21 protein-coding genes and 1 pseudogene are annotated in these 25,576 nt (G+C 71.4%); 7 read left to right on the top strand and 15 right to left on the bottom strand.

The genetic code is table 11. The features are described 5' to 3' along the window. Positions 1-41 precede the first annotated feature (41 nt). Both ABTZ03_RS19995 and ABTZ03_RS19990 read right to left on the bottom strand, forming a co-directional pair. Positions 42-788, bottom strand: coding sequence for an acetate uptake transporter (locus tag ABTZ03_RS19995; protein WP_350514341.1), 747 nt, complete (start codon positions 786-788; stop codon positions 42-44). A 258-nt stretch (positions 789-1,046) separates the two neighbouring features. After that, positions 1,047-2,036, bottom strand: coding sequence for an alpha/beta fold hydrolase (locus tag ABTZ03_RS19990; protein WP_350514340.1), 990 nt, complete (start codon positions 2,034-2,036; stop codon positions 1,047-1,049). A 173-nt stretch (positions 2,037-2,209) separates the two neighbouring features. Here ABTZ03_RS19990 and ABTZ03_RS19985 point away from each other — a divergent pair, with 173 nt between their 5' ends. Beyond that, entirely contained in the window at positions 2,210-2,842 is a 633-nt protein-coding gene (locus ABTZ03_RS19985; RefSeq protein ID WP_350514376.1) for a helix-turn-helix domain-containing protein, read from the top strand. An 80-nt stretch (positions 2,843-2,922) separates the two neighbouring features. Here the strand turns inward: ABTZ03_RS19985 and ABTZ03_RS19980 are convergent, their stop codons facing one another. The 3 genes from ABTZ03_RS19980 to ABTZ03_RS19970 all read right to left on the bottom strand — a co-directional run bounded on the left by ABTZ03_RS19980 (position 2,923) and on the right by ABTZ03_RS19970 (position 6,434). After that, positions 2,923-3,102 carry a hypothetical protein gene (locus ABTZ03_RS19980; RefSeq protein WP_350514339.1) on the bottom strand — a complete coding sequence of 60 codons (180 nt, stop codon included), beginning with the start codon at positions 3,100-3,102 and terminating at the stop codon, positions 2,923-2,925. Positions 3,103-3,137: 35 nt separating this feature from the next. After that, positions 3,138-3,722 (bottom strand): peptide deformylase, encoded by a 585-nt coding sequence (gene def, locus ABTZ03_RS19975; protein WP_350514338.1) that lies wholly within the window; start codon positions 3,720-3,722, stop codon positions 3,138-3,140. 165 nt (positions 3,723-3,887) lie between these two features. Beyond that, positions 3,888-6,434 carry an ABC transporter permease gene (locus ABTZ03_RS19970; protein WP_350514337.1) on the bottom strand — a complete coding sequence of 849 codons (2,547 nt, stop codon included), beginning with the start codon at positions 6,432-6,434 and terminating at the stop codon, positions 3,888-3,890. A gap of 220 nt (positions 6,435-6,654) precedes the next feature. On the opposite strand from ABTZ03_RS19970, the gene ABTZ03_RS19965 reads away from it, so the two are divergent. The 4 genes from ABTZ03_RS19965 to ABTZ03_RS19950 all read left to right on the top strand — a co-directional run bounded on the left by ABTZ03_RS19965 (position 6,655) and on the right by ABTZ03_RS19950 (position 10,421). Next, a complete protein-coding gene (locus ABTZ03_RS19965) occupies positions 6,655-7,953 on the top strand; it encodes a sensor histidine kinase (protein ID WP_350514336.1) in 1,299 nt (432 codons plus the stop codon). Between the two features lie 5 nt (positions 7,954-7,958). Next, positions 7,959-8,609 (top strand): response regulator, encoded by a 651-nt coding sequence (locus tag ABTZ03_RS19960; RefSeq protein ID WP_502894519.1) that lies wholly within the window; start codon positions 7,959-7,961, stop codon positions 8,607-8,609. Positions 8,610-8,716: 107 nt separating this feature from the next. Further along, on the top strand, positions 8,717-9,550 hold the full coding sequence (locus tag ABTZ03_RS19955; RefSeq protein ID WP_350514334.1) for an SCO4651 family lipoprotein: 834 nt from the start codon (positions 8,717-8,719) through the stop codon (positions 9,548-9,550). A 109-nt stretch (positions 9,551-9,659) separates the two neighbouring features. Beyond that, positions 9,660-10,421, top strand: a complete 762-nt coding sequence (locus ABTZ03_RS19950; protein WP_350514333.1) for a hypothetical protein — start codon at positions 9,660-9,662, stop codon at positions 10,419-10,421. Between the two features lie 52 nt (positions 10,422-10,473). On the opposite strand, the gene ABTZ03_RS19945 is transcribed toward ABTZ03_RS19950, so the two are convergent. Beyond that, the gene (locus ABTZ03_RS19945; RefSeq protein WP_350514332.1) at positions 10,474-11,025 is read right to left on the bottom strand and encodes a hypothetical protein; all 552 of its coding nucleotides are present in this window, start codon (positions 11,023-11,025) and stop codon (positions 10,474-10,476) included. A gap of 109 nt (positions 11,026-11,134) precedes the next feature. Between ABTZ03_RS19945 and ABTZ03_RS19940 the strand changes: the two genes are divergently transcribed. Next, a complete protein-coding gene (locus ABTZ03_RS19940; RefSeq protein ID WP_350514331.1) occupies positions 11,135-11,320 on the top strand; it encodes a hypothetical protein in 186 nt (61 codons plus the stop codon). A gap of 212 nt (positions 11,321-11,532) precedes the next feature. Continuing rightward, positions 11,533-12,885, top strand: a complete 1,353-nt coding sequence (locus ABTZ03_RS19935) for an MATE family efflux transporter (RefSeq protein WP_350514330.1) — start codon at positions 11,533-11,535, stop codon at positions 12,883-12,885. Positions 12,886-13,272: 387 nt separating this feature from the next. On the opposite strand, the gene ABTZ03_RS19930 is transcribed toward ABTZ03_RS19935, so the two are convergent. The 9 genes and pseudogenes from ABTZ03_RS19930 to ABTZ03_RS19890 form a co-directional block, all read right to left on the bottom strand. Further along, positions 13,273-14,865 (bottom strand): long-chain-fatty-acid--CoA ligase, encoded by a 1,593-nt coding sequence (locus ABTZ03_RS19930; RefSeq protein WP_350514329.1) that lies wholly within the window; start codon positions 14,863-14,865, stop codon positions 13,273-13,275. Between the two features lie 82 nt (positions 14,866-14,947). Then, a complete protein-coding gene (gene hemA, locus ABTZ03_RS19925) occupies positions 14,948-16,162 on the bottom strand; it encodes a 5-aminolevulinate synthase (RefSeq protein ID WP_350514328.1) in 1,215 nt (404 codons plus the stop codon). A gap of 95 nt (positions 16,163-16,257) precedes the next feature. Then, positions 16,258-17,850 carry a class I adenylate-forming enzyme family protein gene (locus ABTZ03_RS19920; protein ID WP_350514327.1) on the bottom strand — a complete coding sequence of 531 codons (1,593 nt, stop codon included), beginning with the start codon at positions 17,848-17,850 and terminating at the stop codon, positions 16,258-16,260. A 202-nt stretch (positions 17,851-18,052) separates the two neighbouring features. Further along, a pseudogene (locus tag ABTZ03_RS19915) lies at positions 18,053-19,375 on the bottom strand (class II 3-deoxy-7-phosphoheptulonate synthase); the annotation flags it as partial. A gap of 40 nt (positions 19,376-19,415) precedes the next feature. Beyond that, a complete protein-coding gene (locus tag ABTZ03_RS19910) occupies positions 19,416-20,345 on the bottom strand; it encodes an AurF N-oxygenase family protein (RefSeq protein WP_350514326.1) in 930 nt (309 codons plus the stop codon). 163 nt (positions 20,346-20,508) lie between these two features. After that, on the bottom strand, positions 20,509-22,653 hold the full coding sequence (gene pabB / locus ABTZ03_RS19905; protein ID WP_350514325.1) for an aminodeoxychorismate synthase component I: 2,145 nt from the start codon (positions 22,651-22,653) through the stop codon (positions 20,509-20,511). Then, positions 22,653-23,483 carry an arylamine N-acetyltransferase family protein gene (locus tag ABTZ03_RS19900; RefSeq protein WP_350514324.1) on the bottom strand — a complete coding sequence of 277 codons (831 nt, stop codon included), beginning with the start codon at positions 23,481-23,483 and terminating at the stop codon, positions 22,653-22,655. Before ABTZ03_RS19900 ends, pabB begins: the two co-directional genes overlap by 1 nt. 14 nt (positions 23,484-23,497) lie before the next feature. Then, complete coding sequence (locus ABTZ03_RS19895; protein WP_350514323.1) at positions 23,498-24,394, bottom strand: UbiA family prenyltransferase; 897 nt, start codon at positions 24,392-24,394, stop codon at positions 23,498-23,500. A 10-nt stretch (positions 24,395-24,404) separates the two neighbouring features. After that, complete coding sequence (locus tag ABTZ03_RS19890) at positions 24,405-25,559, bottom strand: cytochrome P450 (protein WP_350514322.1); 1,155 nt, start codon at positions 25,557-25,559, stop codon at positions 24,405-24,407. Positions 25,560-25,576 lie beyond the last annotated feature (17 nt).

Genomic DNA, 25,576 nt, shown 5'->3' with positions numbered 1-25,576 from the left:
GGTGGCGATTCAGGTGGTTTCTGGTTGTCCGGCACTGTTTCTCAGGTAGGCCCCGGGAGCCCCTCGTCCTGCGCGCCTTCCCCGAGGCCGGGAGCCACGGGTCCGGTGGGTCCGGCGGGTCCGTCACGGCCCGCCGGAGGGCTGAGCGGCCACACCGGCAGGACCGTCCGTCGGAAGGTGCTGTTGGTGACGGCGGCGAACGACGCGTACCAGGCGACCACGGCCGTCACCAGTCCCGCCCAGCCGCCGACCTTGGTCCAGGTGTCCGACTGGGCGAACGCGCCGACGGTCAGGAGCAGGAAGGTCAGGGTGAGGGTGACGAACACGGCCAGGACCGCCCCGGTCGTGCGCGTGGCCGCGATCATCATGTACGCGGTGAAGATCGTCCAGGCGAGCAGGAACAGGCCGGTCGCCTGGTAGAGCTGGGGGGAGTGGAGCAGGTGCGGGACCACGGCCCGCACGAAGCCCCAGTAGGCCAGCCAGAAGGCGCCGTACGAGGCGAACGCGGTGGCGGCGAAGGTATTGCCGCGCCGGAACTCCCACATCCCGGCGAGCAGCTGCACGATGCCGCCGTAGAACAGTGCCAGCGGCAGCACCACTGCGGCCACCGACTCGTTGACCAGGCCGGCGTTGAACCAGCTCAGGACGAAGGTGGTCATCGCGAAGGCCGCCAGGCCCAGGGCGCCGGGATCGGCGATCGCGCCGGGCGCCGACGCGGGTGCCGGTGGCGACGGCGGTGGCTTCGGGGGGAGTACGGGCCCGGCGTCGGTCCGGTTGGAACCTGCCACGATGACTCCTCTCCGCGGCGTGCCGACCGCGCCCGGCCCGCCCGCGTCCAGCTCCGGACGCGGCGCACGGGACCGACGTGGCATGCCCTCGACACCCGCTCGACGGCGACGGAGCCGCCCACCCGGGACCACTCCCCGGCGAACAACCCCCGCATCACGACGCATATCCCGTCCGCGACGCCCCAAACGGCCCCCGGCGCATCCGCCGGCCGGACTCCGGCACCGTCCGCACGACGCCGTCCGGTTCCGCCCGGTGGCTCAGCCCGCGAGGGTGTTCAGCCAGCCGGTCAACAGCCGGTTGGTCTCCTCGGCGCGTTCCTGCTGGACCCAGTGGCCGCAGCCCTCCAGGAGGTGGGCGGCGGTCAGGCCGGGGAGGGTGGCGGGGAAGGCGTCGATGGCGTCGGACATCCAGGTGGTGGAGGCGTCCAGGGTGCCGCCGATGAACAGGGACGGCTGCTTGATCGGAGCGCCGCCGTACGGGGCGAGGTCCTCCCAGTCGCGGTCCATGCTGCGGTAGCGGTTGAGGGCCCCGGTCAGACCCGTGCGCTCGAACTCCCCGGCGTAGACGTCGAGGTCGTCCTCGGTCAGCCAGCTGGGCAGCCGGCCGCCGGGGAAGCGGTCGCGCAGCCGGCCGCCGGAACGGGCCGCGAAGTGGGGGTCGGGCTCGTCCCGGCCGGGCATGGTGTCGGCGGACAGGGCGGCGTAGAAGCCCGCGAGCCAGCCCCGGACGTCGGGCTCGATCTCCGCTTCGGCCCGGCCGGGCTCCTGGAAGTACGAGACGTAGAACTCCTGGTCGCCGCCCATCTGCGCGAAGACGTCGCTGGGGCGGGGGCCGCCGGGCGGCGCGTAGGGGACGCTCAGCAGGGCGACGGCACGGAACACCTCGGGGTGGAGCAGGGCGGAGGCGGCGGCGATGTTGGAACCCCAGTCATGGCCGACGACCACCGCCTGCTCCTCGCCCAGGGCGTGCACCAGGGCGACGTTGTCCGCCACCAGGTCGAGCATCCGGTAGGCGTCCGTCGCGGCCGGCTTGGAGGAGCGGCCGTAGCCTCGCACGTCGAGCGCCACGGCCCGGTACCCCGCCGCCGCGAGGGCGGGGAGCTGGTGGCGCCAGGAGTACCAGGACTCGGGGAAGCCGTGGACGAGCAGGACCAGCGGCCCGGTGCCCTGCTCCACCAGGTGCAGGCGCCCGGCGGGTGCCTCGACGGTGCGGTGGCGCAGGTCGGTGGACGGGGTGGACTGGTGCATCGCTACTCCTCGGTTCACGGGCGGCCGTGGCTACCCACCGATCTTCCGGCGCGGCGGCCGCCCGACGCGAGCACCCTTGCCATCGTGGCAAACTCCCAGGACGGGGTGGTGGAGGCGGCACGTTCGGAGGGAGCGGGGCGATGGTGACGGACGACGGCACGACGGACAACGGCATGACGGACGACGACACGACGGACGACAGCACAGCCGACACACTGGCGGCCATGGGCCCTCGGCTGCGGACCGCGCGCGAGCAGCGCGGCGCCACGCTCACCGGTGTCAGCCGCGCGACCGGCATCTCGCTGAGCACGCTGTCGCGGATCGAGACCGGTCGGCGCCGGCCGACCCTGGAGGTGCTGCTGCAACTGGCGAAGACGTACGGCACCTCCCTGGACGAGCTGGCCGGCACCGGGCCCGCACCCGCACCCGCCGCGCCCGAACCGCGCGTCCCGATGCCGCCGCGTCCCGGCAGCGACAAGGTGGTGCTGCCGTTGACCCGGTACGTGGGGGGCCTGCACGCCCACAAGCACGTCCTGCCCGCCGTCGACGCGCCGCCGACCCGGCCGCGGCAGGTCTCCCACGACGGGTACGAATGGCTGTGCGTCCTCTACGGGCGCCTGTGGCTGGCGCTCGGCGAGCAGGACCTCGTCCTGAGCGCCGGGGAGGTGGCCGAGTTCGACACCCGCACCGCCCACGGAGTCGCGAACGCCGGCCCGGGCGGACCGGTCGAGTACCTGATCATGTTCGGGCCGCAGGGAGAGCGCCTACGGCCGCGCACCCCGGCCCTCGGCCGCGGGCCCCGGTAGCGCGGAGCACCGCATCCGGGACCGTCCACCGGCCGGGCCCGGCCGCCACCCGGTGGTGCCCGGGTGGCGGCCTGCTCAGGTCACGGTCGGCCGGTCCGGGTGCTGGTCCGGCGGTCCGGGGGTGCGATCCTGCCCAGCGGCGGCAGGGGCGGCTTCCGTAGCCGGTTCCAGCCGTACGACCACAGCACGGGGAGGGTCACGGCGGCGGCCGTCACCAGGTCGGCCAGCAGCAGGGCGGGGGTTCGCCGGAGGCGGCGCATGTGCTCGGTGTGCCTTTCGGTGTGATGGGGCCGGTTCACTGGTCCGCGCCGGCCTGCCTGGCCAAGAGCCTTGCCCTGGTTGCCCGTTGGGCGAGGACGGTGGCGCGGTCGGCGTCCATCTGGCGCAGGGCCTCGGCGCGGTCCTCGGGGGTGAGGCGGTCGACGTAGAGCGTGCCGTTCGTGTGGTCCGTCTCGTGCTGGAGGCAGCGGGCGAACAGGCCGGTGCCGTGGACGGTGACGGGGCGCCCCTGCCAGTCCTGGCCGCGCACCGTCGCGTTCGCCGCCCGGGTGACGTGCCGGACGGCGCCGGGGACGGACAGGCAGCCCTCGGGCTGGGTGATCTCCTCCGTACCGGTGAGCCGGACTTCGGGGTTGAGGACGTGGCCGATGTGACGGGTGCCGTCGTCACCGGGGCAGTCGTAGACGAACAGGCGAAGGTCGAGGCCTATCTGGTTGGCGGCCAGGCCGACGCCGTTGGCCGCGTGCATGGTGAAGAACATGTCCGCGAGCAACCGGGCGAGGCGCTCGGTGCCGAACTCGGTGACGTCGGCGCTGTGATGGTGCAGGACCGGGGTGCCGATCTCCGTGATGGGCCGGTAGGTTCCGCCGACTGTCTCCATGGGGAGCGGGCGTGCGGGGAGGGGGGTGCGGGGTGCTCTTCTGGACATGCGGGGTGCAGGCTTTCCTGTCGGTGAATGTGTCGGTGAACGTGACGGTGAACTTGACGGACTCGATGAACTTGACGGACTCGATGAACTTGACGGGCGGGCCCGGCAGTAGCGGGGTCACTCCGTCCCGATGGCCGCCAGGACCGGTGTCCGGGCCGCCCGGCGGGCCGGCCACAGGGAGGCCAGCAGGCCCGCTCCTGCCGCTGCGGCCAGCAGGACGGTGAGCCGCAGCACGGGCACGCTGTGGCGGAAGCCGGGCGTGTGGCGGGCGATGGGTTGGCCGCTCGCCCAGCCGACGAGGAGGCCGAGGGCCAGGCCGAGGGCGCCGCCGATCACGGCGATGACGAGCGCCTCGGCGCGCACCATGGCGCGCACGCCCGCCCGGGTCAGGCCGATCGCCCGCAGCATGCCGATCTCGCGGCGGCGTTCGGTGACGGACAGGGCCAGGGTGTTGAGGATGCCCAGGAGCGCGACGCCGATGGAGAGGCCGAGCAGGGCGTAGAGCAGGTCGAGCATGCGGTCGGTGTCGTCGGCGGCGGCGCGGGCGAGGTCGTCGCTGCTGTCGATGCGCAGGGCGGGGCTGTCACCCAGGGCGTGGGCGAGGGTGCGGCGCAGTTCGGCGCTCGGGCGGTCCCGGGTGCCGACGAGCACGCTTCGGACGGTGCCGGCGCCCGCCGAAGCGTCGCCAGGAAGGACGGCGGCGTCGACCAGGAAGCCGCTCACCAGGGCGTTGGGCTCGTACACCCCCGCCACCGTCAGCTCGGCGGCCCGACCGCCGGCCAGGCGCGCGTGCACGGTACTGCCGACCGTCAGGCCGGCACCGGTCGGCACCAGCACCCGTCCCGCGCCCACCTCGGCGGCTCCGGCGCGGATGCGCAGCCGCAGCATGTCCCGGACGGTGCCCGGCGGCAGCGCGAGGCCGAACTCCGGTGCCCCGTCGACCGTCAGCTCCACGTCCCGCAGTGCCGCGACCGCGGTGACCTCGGGGCTGGCCGCCAACGCCCGTTCCACCGTGGCGGATTGGGCGTCGAGGTTCCGCATCGATACCACGTAGTCCGCCGTGAGCACGTGCGCGCCCGCCGCGTCCGCCGCCGCGAGGCCGCCGGCGGCGACGACGGTGAGGGCGGTCACCAGGCTCACGCCGACGACCAGCGACGCGGCCGGGGCACTGACCCGGCGCGGGTTCCGGGCGCTGTTGCGCTCCGCGAGCCGTGCGCCGATCCCCGCGTGGGCGAGGAGCGGTCGGGCCACCGCCAGCACCGGCCCGACCAGCGTCGGCATCAGCGCGAGCAGGCCGCAGGCGGTCGCCACGGCGCCCAGCGCCAGCGTGGGCGCGCCCTCCTGGATGCGCTCGCTCCCCGCCCCGGCCAGCAGGACGGCCGCACCGGCCCCGGCCAGCACCACTCCGGTCAGCACGCGGCGCCTGCCGACTCCCTCCGGCGCAGGGGCCTGCGCGTCGCGCAGCGCGGCCAGCGGCGCGATCCGCGCGGCCCGTCGGGCCGGCAGCCAGGCGGCGGCCATCGTGGTCAGCACCCCGACGACCAGGGGGACGAGCAGCGCGTACGCGGGCAGGCCGAGCGCCTGCCCGGTCGGCAGCGGACCGCCCTTGCCCAGGTTGCCGGCGACCGGGCGCAGGAGTTCACCGACACCGACGCCCGCCGCGACGCCCGGCAGCGAGCCGGCCAGCCCGACCAGGAACGCCTCGGCCAGCACCAGCCGCCCGACCTGTCGGCGGGAGGCCCCGACGGTCCGCAACAGGCCGACCTCGCGGGTCCGTTGGGTCACGAGCAGGCCGAAGGTGTTCGCGATCAGGAAGCAGGAGACGAACAGCGCGACGGCGGCGAACGACAGCAGCGTGGTGCGCAGCGAGGCGACCTGGTTCTCGGCGTGCAGCGCCAGGTCGTGGGCGAGTTGGTCCGCCGTCAGGACGGTGCCGCCCGGGGCGGCCTGCTCCGCCGCCCGGCGCAGCCGTTCCGGGCTGACGCCGGGTGCGGCCTTGAGCTGGAACTCGGTGAAGCGGCCGGGGCCGGTGAAGTGCTGCTGGGCCGTCGCGGTGTCGAACAGCACGACGCTGCCGCCCCCGGTGACGGCGGGCTCGGCCCGGGTGGTGAAGACGCCGCTGATGCGTACGGTGAGGCCGGGGCCGTCCACCGAGATCCGGGCGGTGTCCCCCACCTGGTAGCCGCAGCGCTCGGCGCTCGCCCCGTCGACGGCTACCTCGCCGCTGCCGGTGGGCGGACGGCCGGAGGTGAACGCGTACCGCGGGTCCGGCCCGTCGTATCCGCTCCCGTCGTACCCGCTCCCGACGGCCGGGCCGCCGCGGTCGGCGGAGCGCCCGTCCGGGCAGCCGAGCGCCGTGTACCCGGAGACGGCCGCGATGACCCGGCCCGTCTCGGGCAGGCCCTCGACCCGCCGCAGTTCGGCCTCGCCCAGGCCGGCCGCCGCACCGGCGCTCCCGGCGCTCCCAGCGCCCCTGACGTCCGGGCGGACGATGACGTCGGTGTGCGCGTACGTCTGCCGAGAGGCCCCGGTGAGGGCGTCGGACACGGTGGCGGTGACCAGCAGGATCCCCGTCACGAAGGCGACGCCGACCGCGACGGCCAGCGTGGTCAGCGCCATGCGGGACTTGTGGGCGCGGACGGTGCGCCAAGCGGTGCGGACCATGGGTACGCGGGTCGTGGGTACGCGGGTCGTGGGTGTGCGGGGCATGGCTGGGCGGGACCCCCGGGTGGTGGACGGCGGACGGCGGGCGGCGGATCGACGTCACCGATCCTGTCCGCGCCGACCACCCGCCCGTAACAGCCGTCCGGCCGACCACCACGGCGTCCGCCTCGGCCGAACGGTGGAGGTGCCGTGCCCCCGTGGCCGCGTACGGTTGGCCGTCATGATCCCCCTCCCGACGCGCGCCGATCTCGCCTCGTGGGCCTCCGCCCGCAGCGGACCGGCCCTCGGTGCCACCGTCGGTGCCGTCGTCCTCGCCGTGGCCGTGATCGTCGCCGAGGCGTTCGACACCGGCTTCCCGCCGACCGCCGCCGCCACGACCGTCGCCGGACTGCTGTGCCTCGCCGCCCTGCTCGCGCCGCCCGGCCGCCTGCTGCGCATCGGGGGCGCCGCGGTGACGGCCTCCGCCGCCCTCTCGCTCGCGACGGCGCAGCTGCGGCACCGCCCCGAGCACACCTTCGGCATCGTCGAGCTGTGCCTGCTGCTGCTCCTCGTCACCCGCGCCGTCCGGTACGGCCCGCCCACCCGCATGCTCCCGCTGGCCGCCGCGGCCTGGCTCGCGGCACCGCTTCTGCTGCTGCGGTTGCCCGGGTCCGAGCTGACCCGCGTGGCCGGCTACCTCGGCCCGGTCCTGCTGCTCGCCGCACCCGTGGTGGCCGTCCTCGGCCTGTACCTGCGTCTGCTCGACAGCACCCGGGAACAGCAGAAGAACGCCCGCCTGAACGACCAACGCCTGGAGTTCGCCCGTGAGTTGCACGACTTCGTCGGGCACCACGTCACGGCGATCACCGCGCAGGTGAAAGCGGTGCGCTTCATCACCGCTGCCGGGCAACCCCCGACGCCGGAGGTGCTGGACCAGGCCCTGGCGAACATCGAGGACGCCGCAGCGCAGGCCACCGGCTCCATGCGGGCCATGGTCGACCTGCTGCGCCGGCCGGATCGCCGGCCCCCGCTCCACGCCCCCGGGGGTCTGCAGGGACTCCACGCCCTGGCCGACTCCCTCCGCTCCCTCGGCGCGGCCGGCCCCGCCGTCGGACTCACCATCGACCCCCGGCTCGAAGCGGAGCCCCCGGCGGACCATGTCGCCGCCACCGTCCACCACCTCGTGCGGGAGGCGCTCACCAACGTCCGCAAGCACGCCGACCGGGCCGGTGCCGTGACCGTCGACGTGCGCCTGTCCGCCGACGACCCCGGCGTGCTCACCGTCTGCGTCCAGGACGATGCCGCCCCGCGTCCGGCCGCCCAGACCCCGGCCACCCAGACCCCGGCCACCCCGTCGGAGGACCGGCGCGGCGGCTTCGGCCTCCTCGGGGTGCACGAACGCGTCCACGCACTCGGTGGACGACTCACCGCGGGGCCCGGGCCGATCGGCGGCTGGCAGGTCACCGCGGACATCCCGCTCGGCCGCGGCGGTGTGCCCGATCGGCCCCCGGTGAGCCCTTCGGCGCGCCTGGCAGGATGACCGGCATGACCATCCGCGTGCTCCTCGCCGACGACCAGTCCACCCTGCGCGCCGCGTACCGGATGATCCTCGACTCGCAGCCCGACATCGAGGTCGTCGCCGAGGCCGCGGACGGCACGGCCGCGGTCGCCGAGGCCCGCAGGCTCCGCCCCGACGTGTGCCTGCTCGACATCCGGATGCCGGGCACGGACGGACTCGAAGCCACCCGCCTGCTCGCGGGCCCCGACGTCGCACAGCCGCTCAAGGTGGTCATCGCCACGACCTTCGACCTGGACGAGTACGTCCACGGCGCGCTGACCAACGGTGCGTGCGGATTCGTCCTCAAGGACTGCTCGCCCGCCCTGCTCATCGAGGCCGTCCGCGCCGCCGCCGTCGGCGACTCGCTGATCTCCCCGTCCGTCACCGTCCGCCTCCTGCGGCACATGGCCGGACTGCCGACCCGGCCCGCGGCGCCCCTTCCCTTCGAACCGCTCACCCCGCGCGAACAGGACGTGGTCGCGATGGTCGCGAAGGGCCTCACCAACGACGAGGTCGCCACCGCCCTTCATGTGACCCTCTCGACGGTGAAGACCCACCTCGCCAACAGCCAGCGCAAGCTCGGCGCCCGCAACCGCGTCGAGGTCGCCGCCCGCGCCTGGCAGAACGGGCTGGCCTGAGCGGGTCGTCGTCAGGCGGGGAAAACCTGTGGCGGTTCGACGTGGGCGAACAATTATGATCGTCGTGTAATTCGCGAAACAACTGAGAAGGAATCAAAGCTGTGCGGGTGAGGAAGAGGGGCATCGCGGCGGCGGCTGCGGGGGCGGCGCTCACAGTGGCCCTGGCAGGCTGTGGCGGGGGGCAGTCCCACAGCAGCAGCGGTGCGAGCCCGGTCGAGAGCACGACGGCGGCTAAGGCGAAGCAGCGGACCGACGCTTCGACCGTCCTGGTCGCCGCGGCCAGGAAGACCGCGGAACAGGCCTCGTACAAGACGGTCCAGACCGGAACGGGCGGATCCGACCGCTCCGAGATGTTCTTCCAGCAGGAGCCGAACGCCTCGGACATCCAGTCGTGGGGGGAGAAGACCGACGACAATCTCAGCGGCTTCAACCACATGATCTCCGTGGGCAACACGATCTACACGAAGTCGGATCACGTCCCGGGCAAGAGCTGGTACCGCACGGACCTGAGCGGGGGCTCAGACCACGGCAGGCCTCGGGCGGCGGGCTTCGTCGACGAGGTCGCCGGTTCGCTCGCCGCGACCGGCTCCACCGCCTGGGTCGGTGAGGAGCAGGTGGGCGGCCGACCGGCCGACCACTACCGCGGCACGGTGGTCTTCGAGGAACTGGCCCAATACACCGGGCCCGCCATCAAGGACGATGTACGCGACTACTACGTCAAGTTGGCGAAGCGACGGGGCGAGACCTCCGCGGACCTCGACATGTGGGTCGGCAAGGACGACCTCGTCCTGAAGTCGCAGCAGGTCACCACCGGCAGCAAGGGCCAGGACCAAGTCGTCGAGGAGTACTCCGACTTCGGCGCCGTCCCGGCCATCACGGCGCCCCCGGCCGACACCGTCGCCACCTGGGACGAGTTCGTCGCCGGCAAGGCGAAGCCGTAGCCGTAGTTGTAGCTGTAGTCGAGCGGGCCGCAACCGGACGCCGGGCGCCAGCGTCCCACCGGATGCGAACGGTCGCCCGACCGCCGCACCACTGGGGGGATTTCCACACATGTCGATCAATGACGCCGTGCCCGCACCACCACCGCCGCACGGCTCCCTGACACCCTGCCCGAGCTGCGCGCTCACCGACCGGATCCGCGGCGTACCGGCGGTCGCGCTGGCCGAACGGCGCAGCGTCACCGTCCGAGGCTCCGGCAGCGACGGCCGCACCGAGACCCGTGAGGAGGTCTCGGCGCTCGGCAAGGCCCTGGCGCCCGCGCCACCGACCGTCACCACGGCGTTCGTGACACTGCTGGCGCTGGCCTTCCCGGCGCTGGTCGCGACCATCGTGACCTTCAGCGTAGGCATGGGGGAGCGCGGCGCCGCCGGTGAGCACAAGCCCGACTTCTCACCGCCGTCCTGGTGGACGTCCGGTCACTCGGAGTTCCCGAACAGCCTCCCCACCAGCTACGACGAGATCGTCGCGGGCGCCGGGCCCGGCCCCGCGGCCACCCAGGCGGCGGCCCCGCTCGCCGACGCGGGCGGCACGCCGACCGTGCTGGTGGTGTCGTTCCTGCTCATGGCCCTCCTCCTCGGCCTGGTGGCGGGTGCGGTCACGCTGTTCGTCACTAGGCGCCGACGGCTGACGGGCCGGCCCCGGGCCGAACGCCTGTGGAACCAGGCCTGGTACTGCGACCGCTGCGGCACCGCGTACTTCCCGCCCGCCGCCGGCCAGGACACCGGGGCGCTGAGCCTCACGGACTTCCGCCGGACGATCTGGACGGCGGGCGGCTACGGCGACCTCGCGGAGCGCTACCGGATTAGGCCCTAGCGGAGAGGTCCCGGGCGGGGGGCGCCCGCTCCGGCCGGCCCCCGCCCGTTCTTCAGGACCGCCAGCGCGGGGCCTCGTCGTCGGGGGTGTCCGGGCTGGCGAAGTGGAAGGGGACCGCGAGGTGGGCGGCGAGGGCGCGGCCGGCCCGCTCGGCGGCCACCGCGGCGGAGTGGCGCGGGGCGCAGTCCTCGTCCTCGCCGAGGTACCGCTCGGCCGTCGACCGGTGGACGGTGGCGATCGGGGCCTCTCCCACGGGGTCGGCGGTGATGGCCAGCAGCCGAACGAACCAGTCGTGGACGGTGTCACCGTCCCAGACCGCCTCGATCGCCACGACGCGACCGGTGCACCCGGCGGCCCGACAGGCCAGCGACTCCAGGTCGAGGGGGCTCTCCGGCGCGCGGGCGACCCGGTCCCCGTAGTGCAGGTAGCGGTCATGGGCGATCAGCTGAGCGGTGCCGACCCCGATGCCGTGGGGGACGAGGCCGACGGCGACGATGACCCGCGTCGCCCCGAGCAGGGAGCCCTGGAGGACGTATCCGTCGATCTCGTCGCGGATCCCGGCCGGCAGGCCCTCCCACCACTCCGTCCTGGCTGCTTTCTTCATGCCCGTCGAGCCCCCCGCTCCGTCCTCCCGGCGGCCCCGGAACGGAGCCGCGCGCCACTCTACGTCGTCGTCGGGCCGGCACCGTCCCGGGACCCTCCATGACGGTCGGGTGGACCAGGCCGAGAGCGAGCACCTGCGCCGGTCCGGGGCCGACACCGGCCGTGCCGGGTTCGCCGAACGCATGGTGCGGGCACTGGGTGACGGTCTGTCGGCCCTGGACGCACTGCCGCGTGACGACGGGTTCTGGCGCGCCTGGGCGAACGACCGCGTGACGGTCCACAAGCTGCACGCCTAAAGGCGAAGGTGCCGCCCGCGAAGACCGCGGTCTCCACGGTGAAGAGCAGTACCCCGGGCCAGCCCTCGCCGGAAGCCAGTTGAGCGTGTGCCGGTTCGACACGGCAGCGGCCTGAACCGGCCGGCCTCCTGTGGACATTCGTCGGTGAATGTCGATAGCGTCCCGCGACTCCTCCCCCTTCACACCCAGCCGTCCCGCTCCCGGAGGCCCGTATGTTATCCCTGACCACGCATGAACGAAGGGACGTGTGGCGCACCATATCGGGCCTCGCCGTTCCGCTTCTTGTCGCCGAGTCCCTCAATTTCGCCGTCCAGCTCGGCATCGTCGCCATTCTGGGGCACATGGGGGGCGACGCCATCTACATTCGCTCCCTGTATCAACCTGTCAGCCTCGTCGTCATCGCCGTGACCGTAGGCTTTGCGGTCTCCAACCAGGTCGCCGCCGCCATCAGCAAGGGGGCCGGGCGTCCCCGGGACGTCATGGCGAACGCCGCCAGCCTGGCCAGGGTCTGGCTCGGGTTCGGCGCGGCCCTGTACCTGGTCCTCGCGATCGCGGCTCCCCTGCTGACCGGTCTCATCCATGTGGACGCCGAGCAGCGGGACACGTTCGTCTCCTTCCTGCGTTGGACCAGTGCCGCCGGTCTGCTGGCCGTCGGGTCGGAGCTCTGCGCCTCCAGCCTGCGCGGCTACGGGTACGTGCGGCACGCCACCCTCCTGGTCGTCTGTACGGCGAGCGTACGGATCGGCCTCGTGGCCGGCCTCGGGCTCGGCACCGACGCCGGGATCGCGGCGGTGCCCGTCGCCGAGGCGACCGCGGCTCTGACCGACCTGACCATGGGCCTGGTGCTGCTGCGCCGCACCGAGCTGTGGCATCCGCCGGCCGTCCTGATCTGGCGGCGCGAAGTCTTCACCGACCTGCGCCGCATCGGCGTGCCCATCGCCCTGTCGCTCCTCCTGATCTCCGCGTACAACCTCGCGGTCATCGGCGTCCTCGGGAACTACGGGCAGGACGCCGTGGCCGGGTTCACGGTCGCGTCCACCCTGCAGAACGTCGTACTGCTGCCGGGAACGGTCCTGGGCACGGCCATCGCGATCACCATCAACCAGCAACGCGGGAAAGGCGATTGGCAGCGTATGCGTGCGTTGATGCGCGGCGGCATCGAGGTCACCGTCATGACCTACACGGCGATCGCGGTGCTGGTGTGGCTGGTGCACGACCCACTGGCGCGGCTGATCGGTGGCAACGCCGGGGTGGCCGCGGCCGCCGGCAGCTACCTGGGCGCCGTGGCGCTCACCTACGCCGTCCAGGGCCCCGTGCTCACCTCGCTGACCGTCATGGAGGAGACCGGCGGCGGCTTCCGGGCCATCGTGCTCAACACCGTCTACTTCGGCCTGATCGTCGCGGTCAGCACCGCGGCGGCACACGCCGCCGGCAGCGCGGAAGGCTTCTACGAAGCGGTGGCGTACTGCAATCTGATCGGTGTGAGCGTGCCGCTCATCGCCTCACGGCACATACGAAAACTGTCAGCCGGGGGCAACGCGCGGACAGCTGCCACGACCGGCTGAGTTACAGCGGACCTCCCCGAGGGTCACGTCTCGCTCTTCCGGTGTGGCGGTGGGATCTTCGAGAGGCTGGCCGAGGTCGTCCGCTCCGGGGGCGCGGAGGGGGTGGACGGCGGATCTCGTCCCGGCGGGCGCCGGGCCAGCGGGCGACCAGCAGGGCGGCGCGCTGGAAGGGGCAGGCGATCCGCTCGACGGCCGGCATCAGCCGGTGGAGCTCGTCGTCCGGGATGAAGCGGGGCACCTTGAAGGGTGACTTCGGTGAGTTACCGGGACCGATGAGGCCGTGGCCGGGGACGTCGTCCCACTGCCAGGCGGCGTGTCCCGGAAAAACCGGCCCAGCCCGGTGGTCCGCTGGATGCAGGAATTTCAGACCCGGAATCAGGCGCAACATCACCTGCCTTGATCGCCTTGACAGGTACCGCGGGCCGCTGGCGGTCGAATTCGGCGCTCGGCGCCGAACCACTGTGCCAACTCCCGCTTGAGCACCTTGCCGCTGGGGCCGAGCGGGAACGCGTCGACGAACTCCACCAGGCGCGGGTACTTGTACGCGGCCATCCGTTCCCGGCTCCAGGCGACGATCTCCGCGCCGAGCGCCTCGTCCGGCGTCCGGTCCGCGCGCGGGATCACCACCGCGCACACCTCCTCGCCGTGCCGCTCGTGCGGGACGCCGATGACCGCGACCTGCGCGATCGCCGGGTGGTGCACCAGCATCTCCTCGAGCTCGCGCGGGTACACGTTGTACCCGCCGCGAAGCACCAGGTCCTTCTTGCGGTCGATGATCGACAGATAGCCGTCCGCGTCCTTCACCCCGAGGTCGCCCGAGCGGAACCAGCCGTCCACCAGCACCTCGGCGGTCGCCTCGGGCCGGCCCAGGTAGCCGACCATCACATTGTGGCCCCGGATGACGATCTCGCCGACCTCGCCCGCCCGCAGCAGCTCGATCCGGCCCTCCAGGTCGGCCCTGGCGATCTCCACCTCGACGCCCCAGATCGGGCGGCCCACGGTGCCCGGCTTGCACGGCCAGGCCCGCTGGTTGTACGCGACCACCGGTGAGGTCTCGGTCAGCCCGTACCCCTCGTAGATCGTGCAGCCGAAGGTGGCCTGGAACTCCTCCAGCACCTTGACCGGCAGCGCCGAGCCGCCGGAGAACGCGCGGTCCAGGGGCGGGCGGAGCGGGGTGGCGGCGGCCGCGTCGAGCAGCGCCAGGTACATCGTCGGGACGCCCATGAACACCGTGCACCTGTGCGCGACCATGAGGTCGAGCGCGCCCGCGGCGTCGAAGCGGTCCGTCAGCACCATGGTGGCGCCCGCCCGGAAGCAGGTCAGCATGCCGCAGATCTGCCCGAAGGTGTGGAACAGCGGCAGGCAACCGAACAGCACGTCCTCGGCCCGGAAGTCGAACGGGGAGAGCATCCCGACGGTGACGTTCATGGTGATGCTCAGCTGGGTCAGCATCGCGCCCTTGGGCCGACCCGTGGTGCCGGAGGTGTAGAGGATCACCGCGAGGTCGCCGGGCGCGCACGGCCGGTGGGCGGCGATCGGTTCGGCGTGCTCGGCGAGCACGTCCAGCCGCGGCGCTTCGCACTCCGCGTCGGCCCGCACCGCGAGCAGCGGCACCTCCGCGACAGCCGCGCCCTTGCGCCCCTCGGCGAGCAACGACCCGGCGCAGATCAGCACGTGGGCCCCGCTGTCGCGCAGCACGTACTCGATCTCGGTCGCCTTGAGCAGTGCGTGCATCGGCACCACGACCGCGCCGAGCGCCAGCACGGCGAAGTAGGCCGCCGGGAACTCCAGGCCGTTCGGCAGCAGCAGCGCCACCCGGTCACCGGGGCGAGTGCCCCGTTCGTCCAACACCGCGGCGTACTGCCGGGCACGGAACCATAGTTCACGGTACGTCAGGCGAGCTCCGGCGAACTCGATCGCCGGGTGGTCCGGACGTCGTACCGCCGACTCGGCGAGAACGGCTGCCAAGGAGAGAGTCACCGAACCTCCGCTGATCGATTGCGGTCGAAAGCAGCGACGAAGGCGGCCGGGCGCGCCAGGGCCCCCGACCGCCGTCCCCGCCTCACGCCTGGGTACGCGGGATGTCGAGCTCCTGCCAGATGGCGTCCAGCGCCTTCGCGAACCTCTCGACATCGGCCGTGGTGTGCGTCGCGGACGGCGCGACGCGCAGAATCTCCTCGCCCTCCCGCACGCTGGGGGCGTTGATGGATTGCACATAGATGCCGTACCGGTCCAGCAGCAGCGTCGACGCCTTACGGCAGGTGGCGTCCTCGCCGACGAACGCCGAGACGATGTGCGACATCGGCGAGACGAACGGGATGCGCTGCTCGTCGAGCAGCCGGTGCAGCAGCTGCGCGTTGTTCCGCAGCCGCTCGCGCTCCTCGTCGGAGGCGACGAGGTGGTGGACCGCCGCGAGCGCGCCGGCGGCGATGGCCGGCGGCAGCGAGGTGGTGAAGATGAAGCCGCGGGCGAAGCTGCGCACCGCGTCCACCATCGCGGCGGGCCCGGCGATGTAGCCGCCGGCGGTGCCGAAGCCCTTCGCCAGGGTGCCCATCACGACGGTGAATTCGTCGGCGATGCCCTCCCGGGCGGCGATCCCGGCACCGCGCGGGCCGTACATGCCGACCGCGTGCACCTCGTCGATGTACGTGGTGGCGCCGTACTTCTCGGCGACGGCGGCTATCTCGGCGAGCGGCGCGATGTCACCGGACATCGAGTACACCGACTCCAGGACGATCAGCTTCGGGCGGTCACCGTCGGCGCGGATCAGCTCCTCGAGGTGCGCGACGTCGTTGTGCCGGAAGATCCGCTTCTCGCAACCGCTGTGCCGCAGCCCGTCGATGATCGATGCGTGGTTCAGCTGGTCCGAGTAGACCACGGTGCCGGGCATCCGGCCCGCCAGCACCGACAGCGCGGCGTCGTTGGCGGTGTAGCCCGAACTGAACAGCAGCGCCGCCTCCTTGCCGTGCAGCGCGGCGAGCTCCTGCTCCAGCAGGACGTGGTAGTAGTTGGTGCCACCGATGTTGCGGGAGCCGCCGGAGCCGGCGCCGAACGCGTCGACGGCCTCCTTCATGGCGGCCAGCACGGCCGGGTTCTGCCCCATGCCGAGGTAGTCGTTGCTGCACCAGACGCTGATCTCCAGCTCGGCGCCTGCCTGCCCCTCCCGGGCAGTGGCACTCGGGTACCGTCCGGCACGCCGACCGATCTCCAGGAACTGACGGCTGTGGTCGGCGAATTCCTTCATTTCATGAGTGAAGAAATCCAGGTGTGCGGTCATTGTGTCACTCGCTCTCTGAAGAAGCCGCCGTCATATCGATCACGAGGCTGTCGATCGAACGGAATTCGGGAAGGTGGATCCGGCCTGGGACTCGATTAGGACAACGGCTTATCGGCGAGAGTGCCGGCCAGTGCGACCAGCGTCGGCTTGTCCGGCTTGCCGGCACCGGTGAGGGGCAGTGCGTCGTAGAACGTCACCACGGCCGGTACGTGACTCGGGGACAGCTCGGCGGCGACGTGACCGATCAGCGTCCCGGAGTCGGCGGTGCTGCCCGGCCGCAGCACGACGGCGGCGTGGATGTGCTCCACGCGGTCGTCGTCGACCACGCAGTACACCGCGGCCTGGGCGACCTCCTGATGGGTCAGCAGCGCGTTCTCCACATCTGTGGGACGGACCTTGATGCCGTTGGTCTTCATCACCTCGCCCATCCGGCCGTGCAGGCGCAGAAAGCCGCTCTCGTCGAGGGAACCGAGGTCGCCGGTGTGCACCCAGCCGTCGCGGATGGTCACGGCGGTCAGCTCCGGTTCGCCCCAGTAGCCGAGCATGGTGGACGGGCTCCGTACGCACACCTCACCGATCTCGCCGGGTGGGACGTCACGGTCGTCGGCCAGGCCGCGGATGCGTACCTCCGCGGTCGGACGCCCGACGGTCAGGCGGAGCGCCGGGTCGGAGTGGTCCGGCGGGGTCAGGATGCTGATGGGGCTGGTCTCCGTGGTTCCGTAGATCTGGGTCAGCACCGGGCCGAACACCTCGACCGCCTCGGCCAGGCGGGTGGGAGCTGCGGGGGAGCCGACGTAGGTGATGTTCCTGATGCTCGACCGGTCGGTGGTGGCGATGTCGGGGTGGTCGACCAGCATGTACAGCTGCGGCGGGGTGATCGCCAGCGTGGAGATGCGGTGCTGTTCCACGGCCCGCAGCACTTCGCCCGCCTCGAACCCGTCGTGCAGGACGACCGTTCCGCCGGAGGCGAGCGCGAGGTCGACGACGGTACCGCTGGAGCTGCTCACCGGAAGGGTCGACAGGTACACGATGGGTTCCGGGGACTGGAAGCCCACCCGGGGGCCCACCTGTAGGTAGAGGCTGCGGACGCGGTACGGCATTGTGACGGCCTTGGGGCTGCCGCTGGTACCGCTGGTGCAGATCACCACGGCCGGTTGTTCGGGGTCGGCCTCGACGGCGTCGAGGTCGAAGGCGTACGGGTCGCCCGACGAGAGGTCCAGGACATCGGGACCGAGGGGGCCGAGAGCGGCGAGACGCGGTGGCTCAGGCAGCCGGTCGCACAGCTCGCGGGCCGCGTCGAGGTTCTCCTCGTCGATGGCGAGGAAGGTCGCCCCGGTCCTGCTGAGCATCTCCTGCCGGGCGGCGGCGGCCAGCTGATCGGTGGGATCCACCGCGTTCGTGGAGTGCAGGTGGACCAGGGTGGCCCCGGCGAGGTTGGCCGCGTAGCGGAAGATGACGGTCGCCGGGGTGTTGGTGACGGTTAGCACCGCCACCACCGGACCCTTGCCTTCCGCAATCGGAGCTCGGTGTTCCGCGAAGTGCCGCCGCAGGATTTCCGCCGCGGTGAGAACGGCCTTGGAGAACCGGCCTGCGGTGAACTCCTCGCCTTCCCGCCACAGGGCGATCCGGTCAGGATCGGACGACAGCGCCTCAAGCACCCGGCGGGCGTAATTCTCCTTCGAAGGCATCGGAACTCCATTCCGCCGACCCGTTGATTGATCGGTGTAGGACTACATGATCGCGAGAGGGTGGGCACTCGAAGACGTTGCCGGTTTCACGCGGCGAACCAGGCGGAGAGTCGCCGTGACCTGCGCCCTGGGCCGCGGCGTTCACGGCTGCCTCCGGTGTCTCCGGTGCCTCCGGTGCCACGACGCCGGGTGCTCCCGGGTTGAACATCTCGGCTACCAGGAAGGCCAGGTCGAGCGCCTGGCCTCCGTTGAGGCGCGGGTCGCACGCCGACTCGTACCTGCGGTGCAGGTCGTCGAAACCCAGATCTGCGCCGCCGCCGACGCACTCGGTCACGTCCTCGCCGGTCAGCTCCACGTGCAGGCCGCCGGCGTGGGTGCCGAGCGCCCGGTGCACCTCGAAGAAGCCGGCGACCTCGGCGAGGATGTCGTCGAACCGCCTGGTCTTGTGCCCGCTGGGCGCCTCGAAGGTGTTGCCGTGCATCGGATCGCACACCCACACCACCGGCGCGCCGGAAGCCGTGACCTTCTCCACGAGTTCCGGCAGCAGGTGCCGCACGCGGTGTGCGCCCATGCGCACGATGAACGTCAGCCGGCCCGGCCGCCGGTCGGGGTCGAGGCGGTCGATCAGGGCCAGCGCCTGTTCGGGCGTGGTGGCAGGGCCGAGCTTCACGGCGATCGGGTTGTCGATGGTCGCGAAGTAGGCGACGTGGGCGCCGTCGAGCTGTCTGGTGCGGTCGCCGATCCACAGCATGTGGCCGCTGCCCGCGTACCTTCGGCCGGACCGCGGCTCGTAACGGGTCAGCGCGGCCTCGTAGTCGAGCAGCAGTCCCTCGTGGCTGGCGAACAACTCTGTGGTGCGCGACGGATCGCCGCCGCGCGCGTCCTTGGAGGACAGTGCCCGGCCGATTCGACCGGCGAGTTCGCCGTAGCGTTCACCGGCAGCCGAGCGTGCGACGAAGTCCTGGTTCTCCTCGTGCAGTTGGCGTGGATCGGTGCCGACACGGGCGAATGCGCGCATGGCGTCCAGGGTGTAGCGCGAAGCGTCGTACATCCGAAGCAGCCGGGACGGGTCCGGCCGTCGTTCGGCCTGGCTGAAGCCGACGCCGTTCACCGCGTCGCCCCGGTAGACCGGCAGCGTGCGCCCGTCGACGGTCTCGGTCGGCCGGGATCGGGGCTTCGCGTACTGCCCGGCCATCCGGCCCACCGTGACCACCGGCACCGCCGACGCGTACGCCAGGAGCACGGCCATCTGCTGCAGGAGGCGTAGTTTGCCGTGAATCGCCTGCGTGGAGAGGCGGTCGAAGCGTTCGGCGCAGTCGCCACCCTGCAGCAGGAACGCTTTGCCCTCTGCCGCCTGGGCGAGTCGTGCGGTGAGCGTGTCGCACTCCTGCGGCGTGACCAACGGGGGCACGGCTGCCAGCCGATCCACCACGTCGCCGAGTTCAGCCGGGCTGGGCCACTCCGGCCGCTGATGGGCGACACGTGTGCGCCAGTGCGCGGCGGCTTCGCCGGTGCGGGTCAACATGATCTCCGTCCGCTTCTCACGGCTCAACGGTGCGGGGCGGTCATGGCTGGACCATCTCGACGAGATCGTGGCCGATGCCCAGGTCGTCGAGCAGCAGCTGCAACGGTCCGGTGTCCCGCGCGGGCACGGGACGGGAGGCGGCCCACTCGCTCAGCTGATCGGTGTCGATCTCGAAGCCGCCCTGGGCCGCCACGGTCACCCAGGGGTCCAGGTCCGCGGAGCGGAACGCGGTCAGCCCGGCGACGAGCGCTTCGCGGAACGTCCGCTGCAGTGCGCCGTCCAGGTTCCGGTAGAGCGAGCCGCACAACTCACGGAACACCACCGCGTGTCCGCTCTCGTCCCGCCGGTGCAGATCGGTGGTGATCCGGTTCATCGGCTGGATCTCCTGGGCGGTGGCGAGTGCGGAGAGGAACCCGTTGATCGTCGTCTCGGCGGCCAGGGAGAACGCGATGTCGACGATGTCGCGGTCGAACCCGGACAGCCCGGCGCGGGTGGCTCTCAGCTCCCGGACGACCGACCAGACGCCCGGCGCGAACCGCAGGTCCGCCAGGTCGCGCCGCCTGCGGGTCACGCCGACGGCGTTGTGGCACATCAGGATGTGGTAGTGCTCATCGATGATCGTCTGGTGCAGCGCGTCGACGGCGACGTCGTTGTGGCGGACGGGGATCCGTTCCTGGAGCATCAACCGGCAGGCCGGCAGGATGATCTCGTCCTCGATGGCCGCGGTCTTGGCGTTGTAGGAGATCCACGCCGCGGACAGGATGCGCTCGCGAGCGTCCTGGTCGAGCCGGTCGGCACCCGGCAGTCCCAGCACCGGGACGAGGCGTTCGGGGAAGTCCGGCATCGCCGCGTCGAAGTGACCGTCGAGGTCGAGCTCGTCCTTCTTGACGGCCACTCGCTTCCCCCAGCGGCGCGTCAGCTGCACCAGCAAGTCGCGCTCGAACGTGGGCTCTTCACGTGCCGAGGTCATCGGGAAACCTCCTTCAAGGGTTCACCGCAGGAATCAGTGAGGCGTCCCGACCCGGTCTCCACGAGTTCGACGCGAGGAGACCATCGGCCTTGCGCGGGCGGCGACTCGGCGACCGCCCGCAGGAACCGGTTCGTCCGTTCGGTGGCCGTGCTCTTCGCCGTGTTCATCGTCGGGGGCCGCCCACGTCCGACAGTGCCGGCGCACGCCAGGCGCGGAGCGACGCCGCCGCCTTGAGCAGCATCTCCTCGTATTCCTCGTGCGGGTCGGAGTCGAGCACTATCGCCCCGCCGGCTCCGATGGTCAACCGGTCACCGACACGGACCGCCGTGCGGATCACGATGTTCAGTTCCGTGCCGCCGGAGAGGCCGAAGTAGCCGAGGGCGCCGGAGTAGACACCCCGGGCCTCCGTCTCCAAGCGGTCGATGATCTCCATGGTGCGCAGCTTCGGCGCTCCGGTCATCGACCCGCCCGGGAAGCACTGCCGGGCGCAGTCCATCGCGCTGACCCCGTCACTGAGCCGTCCGCGAACGGTGGAGACCAGTTGGTGCACGGTCTCGTAGCTCTCGACGGCCAGGTACGGGTCGACCTCGATGCTGCCCACCTCGCACACCCGGCCCAGGTCGTTGCGCAACAGGTCGACGATCATCAGGTTCTCGGCCTGAGTCTTGGCGCTGGAGGCGAGGACGGCGGCCAGTTCGGCGTCGCGCACCGGGTCGGCGTCGCGTGGGGCCGTGCCCTTGATCGGCTTGCTGGTGACCGTGCGGTCCCTCTCGATGCGCAGGAACCGCTCCGGCGAGGAGCTGAAGACCGTGACGTCGCCCAGGCGCAGGAGCGCGGCGTACGGTGCCGGGTTCGCCCGGCGCAGCCGCCGGTAGAAGGACGTGTCGTCGTCATGGAACGGCATGTGCAACTTGTCGGTCAGGCAGATCTCGTAGCTCTCGCCCCGGTTCAGCTGCCGCTGGCACTCTGTGATGTCCGCCAGGTACTGGCTCCGGCCACGGCCGAGGTACTCCTCGGCATTCGGCGGCGGGCCGGCGGCGGGTTCGCGCGGCGGCTCGACATCGGCCGGGTTCAGGCCCGTCAGGAGCGCGGACGTCCGTTCCACCCACTCCTGCGCGTCACGCCGGGTCCTCTCGTCGTGGACGGCCACCAGGTAGGTCAGTCCCTCCTGGTGGTCGACCGCGATGACGCGGTCGGCGAACATCCAGACGGCGTCCGGCGTTTCGGCGGTGTGGCCGGCCGTGGCCCCGCATTCGGCCTTGAGTTCGTAGCCGAAGTAGCCGACGTAGCCGCCGGTCAGGTCGAACGGCAGGTCCGAGTCGGGGATGCGCCGGTCGCGCAGCCGCTGTTCGAGGACGTCGAACACGCTGCCGGTGACGATGCCGACGCCGTTCGCGTCGCGCACTTCCACCGTCCCGCTGCCGGTGCGGTAGGTCAGGACCTCGCTGAGCGGACCTGACGTGTCGCCGAGGAACGAGAACCGGGACAGGCCCTCCTCCACCCGGCTGCTGTCCAGCCAGAAGCAGTACGGGGTGTTGTCGAAGAGCTTCAGAAAGATGGCCTCGGAATCGGCGGCGGTCGGCACGGCCGTGCTGATGATTCCCAGTTCCTCGACCGCGCCGGGCGTCTCGCCGGCCAGTGCGGTGCCGGTGCCGGTGCTGGTGCCGGTGCTGGTGCCGGTGTCGGTGTCCGTTCCGGTGTCGGTGACGGAGGGCCGTCGCCTGTGCTGCGTCCGGCGGGTCAGATCGGCGAAGTTCCGCAGGATCTCACGCCCGTACTGGGAAGCTATCGACTCGGGGTGGAACTGCACGCCCCACTGCGGCAGATCGCGGTGACGCAGCGCCATGAGTACACCGTCGTCCGCCCGCGCGGTGGCGATGAGCTCCTCGGGCAGGGGCTCCTGCACACACAGCGAGTGGTAGCGAACCGCGACGAATTCCCGCGGAATGCCGGCGAACAGCGGATCTCCCTCGTGGGAGACCTTGGCGAGCTGCCCGTGTCTGGGTTCGGGCGCGGCGACCACCGACGCTCCGGCCAGGTGCGCGATCATCTGATGGCCGAGGCAGACGCCCAGCACGGGCAGCGTGGCGCGACGCAGCAGGTCGCCGAGGAGGCCGACGTCGCGCGGGCTCTGCGGCCGTCCAGGGCCGGGCGAGACGACGATGTTGTCGAAGTCCTCCAGCCGCAGGCTGGACAACGTCGGATCGTCGTTGACCATGACGACGGGCTCCTGGCCGTTGATCTCGGCGATCAACTGGTACAGGTTGAAGGTGTACGAGTCGTAGTTGTCCAGCAGCAGGGTACGCATCACGGGCCGTCCAAGATCTTCCGGAGCGTTTGGACGTCGCCCGGTTCCAAGGTGATCCCGAAGATCTCCTCGGGAGCGGAGAGCGTCTCGTCCCTGTCGAGTTCCCGGAAGGTCGCCGGCTCTGCGGGACGTATCTCCGTGAGAGTGCTGCCGACGAGGAGGTGCCTCACGTCGGGCTGCGTGCGCTGGAGGACCATCCGGTGGTTGAACGGCGAGCGCGGGTGGGTCAGGCAGAAATGGTTGAGGAGCTCGAAGTCCGACGGATAGCGCGCGTCGGTGGTGAAGCCGTAGAGCTCTGCGGGACCCTCAGGTCGAAGGAACCGCAGCACGTGTTCACCGCTCGGTTCCCGCACCACGTCGAAGGGCCAGTCGCCGTCCAGCCGCGAGTTCTCGGCGAGGCGGATGGGGACGTGCGGCCCGTATGCGCCGAAACCCACGTCGAAGATCCAGCGTTCGTCGTCGAGTTGCACGCACAGGGCTACGTGGAGTGCCGGACCGAACGTGTTCCCGGTGCGGATCCGGGTCCTGCCCGCGAACGCCGAGAACGTGAAGCCGATCCGGTCCAGCACCGCCGCCATCAGGACGACCTGTTCCAGGCACCAGCCGCCGCGGCCCTGTCGCACGATCTTCTCCTGGACGCTGTCCAGGTCCAACGGCACCGTCGGCCGCCCGAGCACCGCGTCGAGGTTGTCGAAGGCGATCGCGTCGACGTGGGCGGCGTGCAGACCCCGCAGTGTGGAGAGGTCCGCAGCCACGTCGCCCTGGTAGCCCACGCGGGTCAGGTAGGCGTCCAGGTCGACGCCACTGCCCTGCCACATCGAATCCGTCATACGTAGCTCATCCTTCATGTGAACTGCCCGGCGACCGCGGCCACGAGAACGATCCAGCCGAAGTACGTGTTGGCGACGAAGGCGGCCCAGCACGATTGCGGATCATCCAGGTCCACATGTACGACCAGATAGGACAAGAAGATTCCCGCGAGCACGACGATCAGGTAGAACGCCCACCCCATCGGTGTCTGGGAACCGGCCCACAGCACGCCGCCGACGCTGAGCACGACGAAGATCGCCAGCCATGCCTTGGTGGCCTTGCCGAACAGCAGGGCGGAAGACCTGACACCGATGTTCCGGTCGTACTCCTTGTCCTGATGGGAGTAGATCGTGTCGTGAATCAGGGTCCAGAAGGCCCCGCCGGCGTACAGGCCGTACACCGCGAGCGGGTAGTCGGCGCTCCCGGTCACCGCCGTCCAGCCGATCAGCACGTAGACGCTCATCACCAGCGCCAGGAACGCCGAGGGCCAGAAGAAGATGCGCTTCATGAAGGGGTACGCGACGATCAACGGGTACGAGGCCCCGACGACCAGGGCCGTCCCCACGTTCGCCACCGCCAGGACCAGCAGCGCGGCCACGGCCTGTGCGGCGGCGAACAGGAGTGCGTTCCCGACGCTGATCGTCCCCGACGCGACAGGACGCGACACGGTGCGGGCGACCCGGGCGTCGACGTCCCTGTCGACCACGTCGTTGACCGCGCAGGCCGCGCCGCGCACCAGCACCGCCGCGACAGCGACGAGCACCACCGCCTGCAGGTCCGGTCGTCGCCCGGAGGCGAGGACGACGGCCCACAGCCCTGGAAGCAGGTACAGCACGTACCCCGTAGGCCGGTCCAGTCGCATCAACAGGAGATATGCGCGGACTGAATCCGGGCTCTTCGTGACTACGCCGGTAGATATCTTGTGCAGCATCAGGATCCAATCACCAGGTCACCGGAAGCTGGACCAACCCGCCGATCAGCGTGTCGTGGCGCAGCCCCAGCTCCTCTACACCGACAGCCAGACGCATGGCGGGGAATCGCGCGACGAGCTGGGTGAGCAACACCTGCAGCTGCATCCGGGCCAGCGTCGCGCCGACGCAGGAGTAGGCGCCGCGCCCGAACACGAGGCTGTCCGCGGTGTTGCGAGCGACATCGATCCGGCCGGGGTCGGCGAAGGCCGTCTCGTCGTGGTTGGCCGCGATGATGTTCAGCAGCACGAAGTCGCCGGCCCGGATGGTGACTCCGTCGATCTCGAAGTCCGTCAGCGCATAACGGGGCATGCCGCCGTTGTGCGGGTTCGGCATCGACATCCGCAGGGTTTCCTCGACCGCGCCGGGGACGAGGCCCGGGTCGTCCAGCAACGCCTGCCACTGCTCGGGGTTGGCCAGCAGCAGCGTCACGCAGGTGCCGATCCGGGCCACCGTGGTCTCATAGCCACCGAACAGCAACAACGCCGTCAGCCCGAGGACCTCGCTGTCGCTGATCCCCTCGGTCGCGCAGATCCGGGAGACCACGTCATCGCCGGGATTCCGCCGTTTGTCCGCGACGAGTTGCCTGCAGTAGCCGAACAACGCGCCCAGTCCCTGCTGGGACCTGACCGGGTCGCCGACGTTGGCGGCGTCCTGGATCCAGCTGCCGAACCGGTCCTTGTCCTCCCGGGGTACGCCCAACCACTGGCACATCACCTGAAGCGGCAGCGGCAGCGCCAACAGCTGGCGCAGGTCCACCGGTGACTGCTGCCCGGCCAGTTCGTCCAGGAGCCGCCCGGTCAGTTCTTCGACGTGGGGCCGCAGCGCCAGCATCCGCTCGGGCGAGAAGTGCGGCTCCAGTAGCGCACGCAACCGAGCGTGGTCGGTGGCGAAGTCGCCCAGCAGGCCGGCGAGGAACGCCGACCCGCTGTCCTTGGCCGCGGCCTCCGGATCGGGATTGGAGCGGCTGAGCCGGTCATCGTCGAGCAGCTGCGCCACCTGGGCATGACCGGTGACCAGCCACGCCTCGACGTCCTCGGCAGTACGAACCCGATGGACCGCGCCCTGGGATCGGAGGGTGCGCAGTCCTGGCGCGAGTTGCAGCACATTCGTCTGCTCGAAAGGCAATTGAGCTGGGGTACTCA

Source organism: Kitasatospora sp. NPDC096077, assembly GCF_040303245.1.
Taxonomy (GTDB): Bacteria; Actinomycetota; Actinomycetes; order Streptomycetales; family Streptomycetaceae; genus Kitasatospora.
This window is presented reverse-complemented; position numbering and strand designations above follow the sequence as displayed.

Excerpts from the sequence above, each read along its gene's own strand:
- ABTZ03_RS19950 (WP_350514333.1), top strand. The coding sequence starts at position 9,660 with ATGTCGATCAATGACGCCGTGCCCGCACCACCACCGCCGCACGGCTCC.
- ABTZ03_RS19980 (WP_350514339.1), bottom strand. The coding sequence starts at position 3,102 with ATGCGCCGCCTCCGGCGAACCCCCGCCCTGCTGCTGGCCGACCTGGTG.
- ABTZ03_RS19965 (WP_350514336.1), top strand. The coding sequence starts at position 6,655 with ATGATCCCCCTCCCGACGCGCGCCGATCTCGCCTCGTGGGCCTCCGCC.
- ABTZ03_RS19990 (WP_350514340.1), bottom strand. The coding sequence starts at position 2,036 with ATGCACCAGTCCACCCCGTCCACCGACCTGCGCCACCGCACCGTCGAG.
- ABTZ03_RS19960 (WP_502894519.1), top strand. The coding sequence starts at position 7,959 with ATGACCATCCGCGTGCTCCTCGCCGACGACCAGTCCACCCTGCGCGCC.
- pabB (WP_350514325.1), bottom strand. The coding sequence starts at position 22,653 with ATGCGTACCCTGCTGCTGGACAACTACGACTCGTACACCTTCAACCTG.
- hemA (WP_350514328.1), bottom strand. The coding sequence starts at position 16,162 with ATGACCGCACACCTGGATTTCTTCACTCATGAAATGAAGGAATTCGCC.
- ABTZ03_RS19910 (WP_350514326.1), bottom strand. The coding sequence starts at position 20,345 with ATGACCTCGGCACGTGAAGAGCCCACGTTCGAGCGCGACTTGCTGGTG.
- ABTZ03_RS19900 (WP_350514324.1), bottom strand. The coding sequence starts at position 23,483 with ATGACGGATTCGATGTGGCAGGGCAGTGGCGTCGACCTGGACGCCTAC.
- ABTZ03_RS19945 (WP_350514332.1), bottom strand. The coding sequence starts at position 11,025 with ATGAAGAAAGCAGCCAGGACGGAGTGGTGGGAGGGCCTGCCGGCCGGG.
- ABTZ03_RS19935 (WP_350514330.1), top strand. The coding sequence starts at position 11,533 with ATGTTATCCCTGACCACGCATGAACGAAGGGACGTGTGGCGCACCATA.
- ABTZ03_RS19920 (WP_350514327.1), bottom strand. The coding sequence starts at position 17,850 with ATGCCTTCGAAGGAGAATTACGCCCGCCGGGTGCTTGAGGCGCTGTCG.
- ABTZ03_RS19970 (WP_350514337.1), bottom strand. The coding sequence starts at position 6,434 with ATGGTCCGCACCGCTTGGCGCACCGTCCGCGCCCACAAGTCCCGCATG.
- ABTZ03_RS19985 (WP_350514376.1), top strand. The coding sequence starts at position 2,210 with ATGACGGACGACGACACGACGGACGACAGCACAGCCGACACACTGGCG.
- ABTZ03_RS19895 (WP_350514323.1), bottom strand. The coding sequence starts at position 24,394 with ATGCTGCACAAGATATCTACCGGCGTAGTCACGAAGAGCCCGGATTCA.
- def (WP_350514338.1), bottom strand. The coding sequence starts at position 3,722 with ATGGAGACAGTCGGCGGAACCTACCGGCCCATCACGGAGATCGGCACC.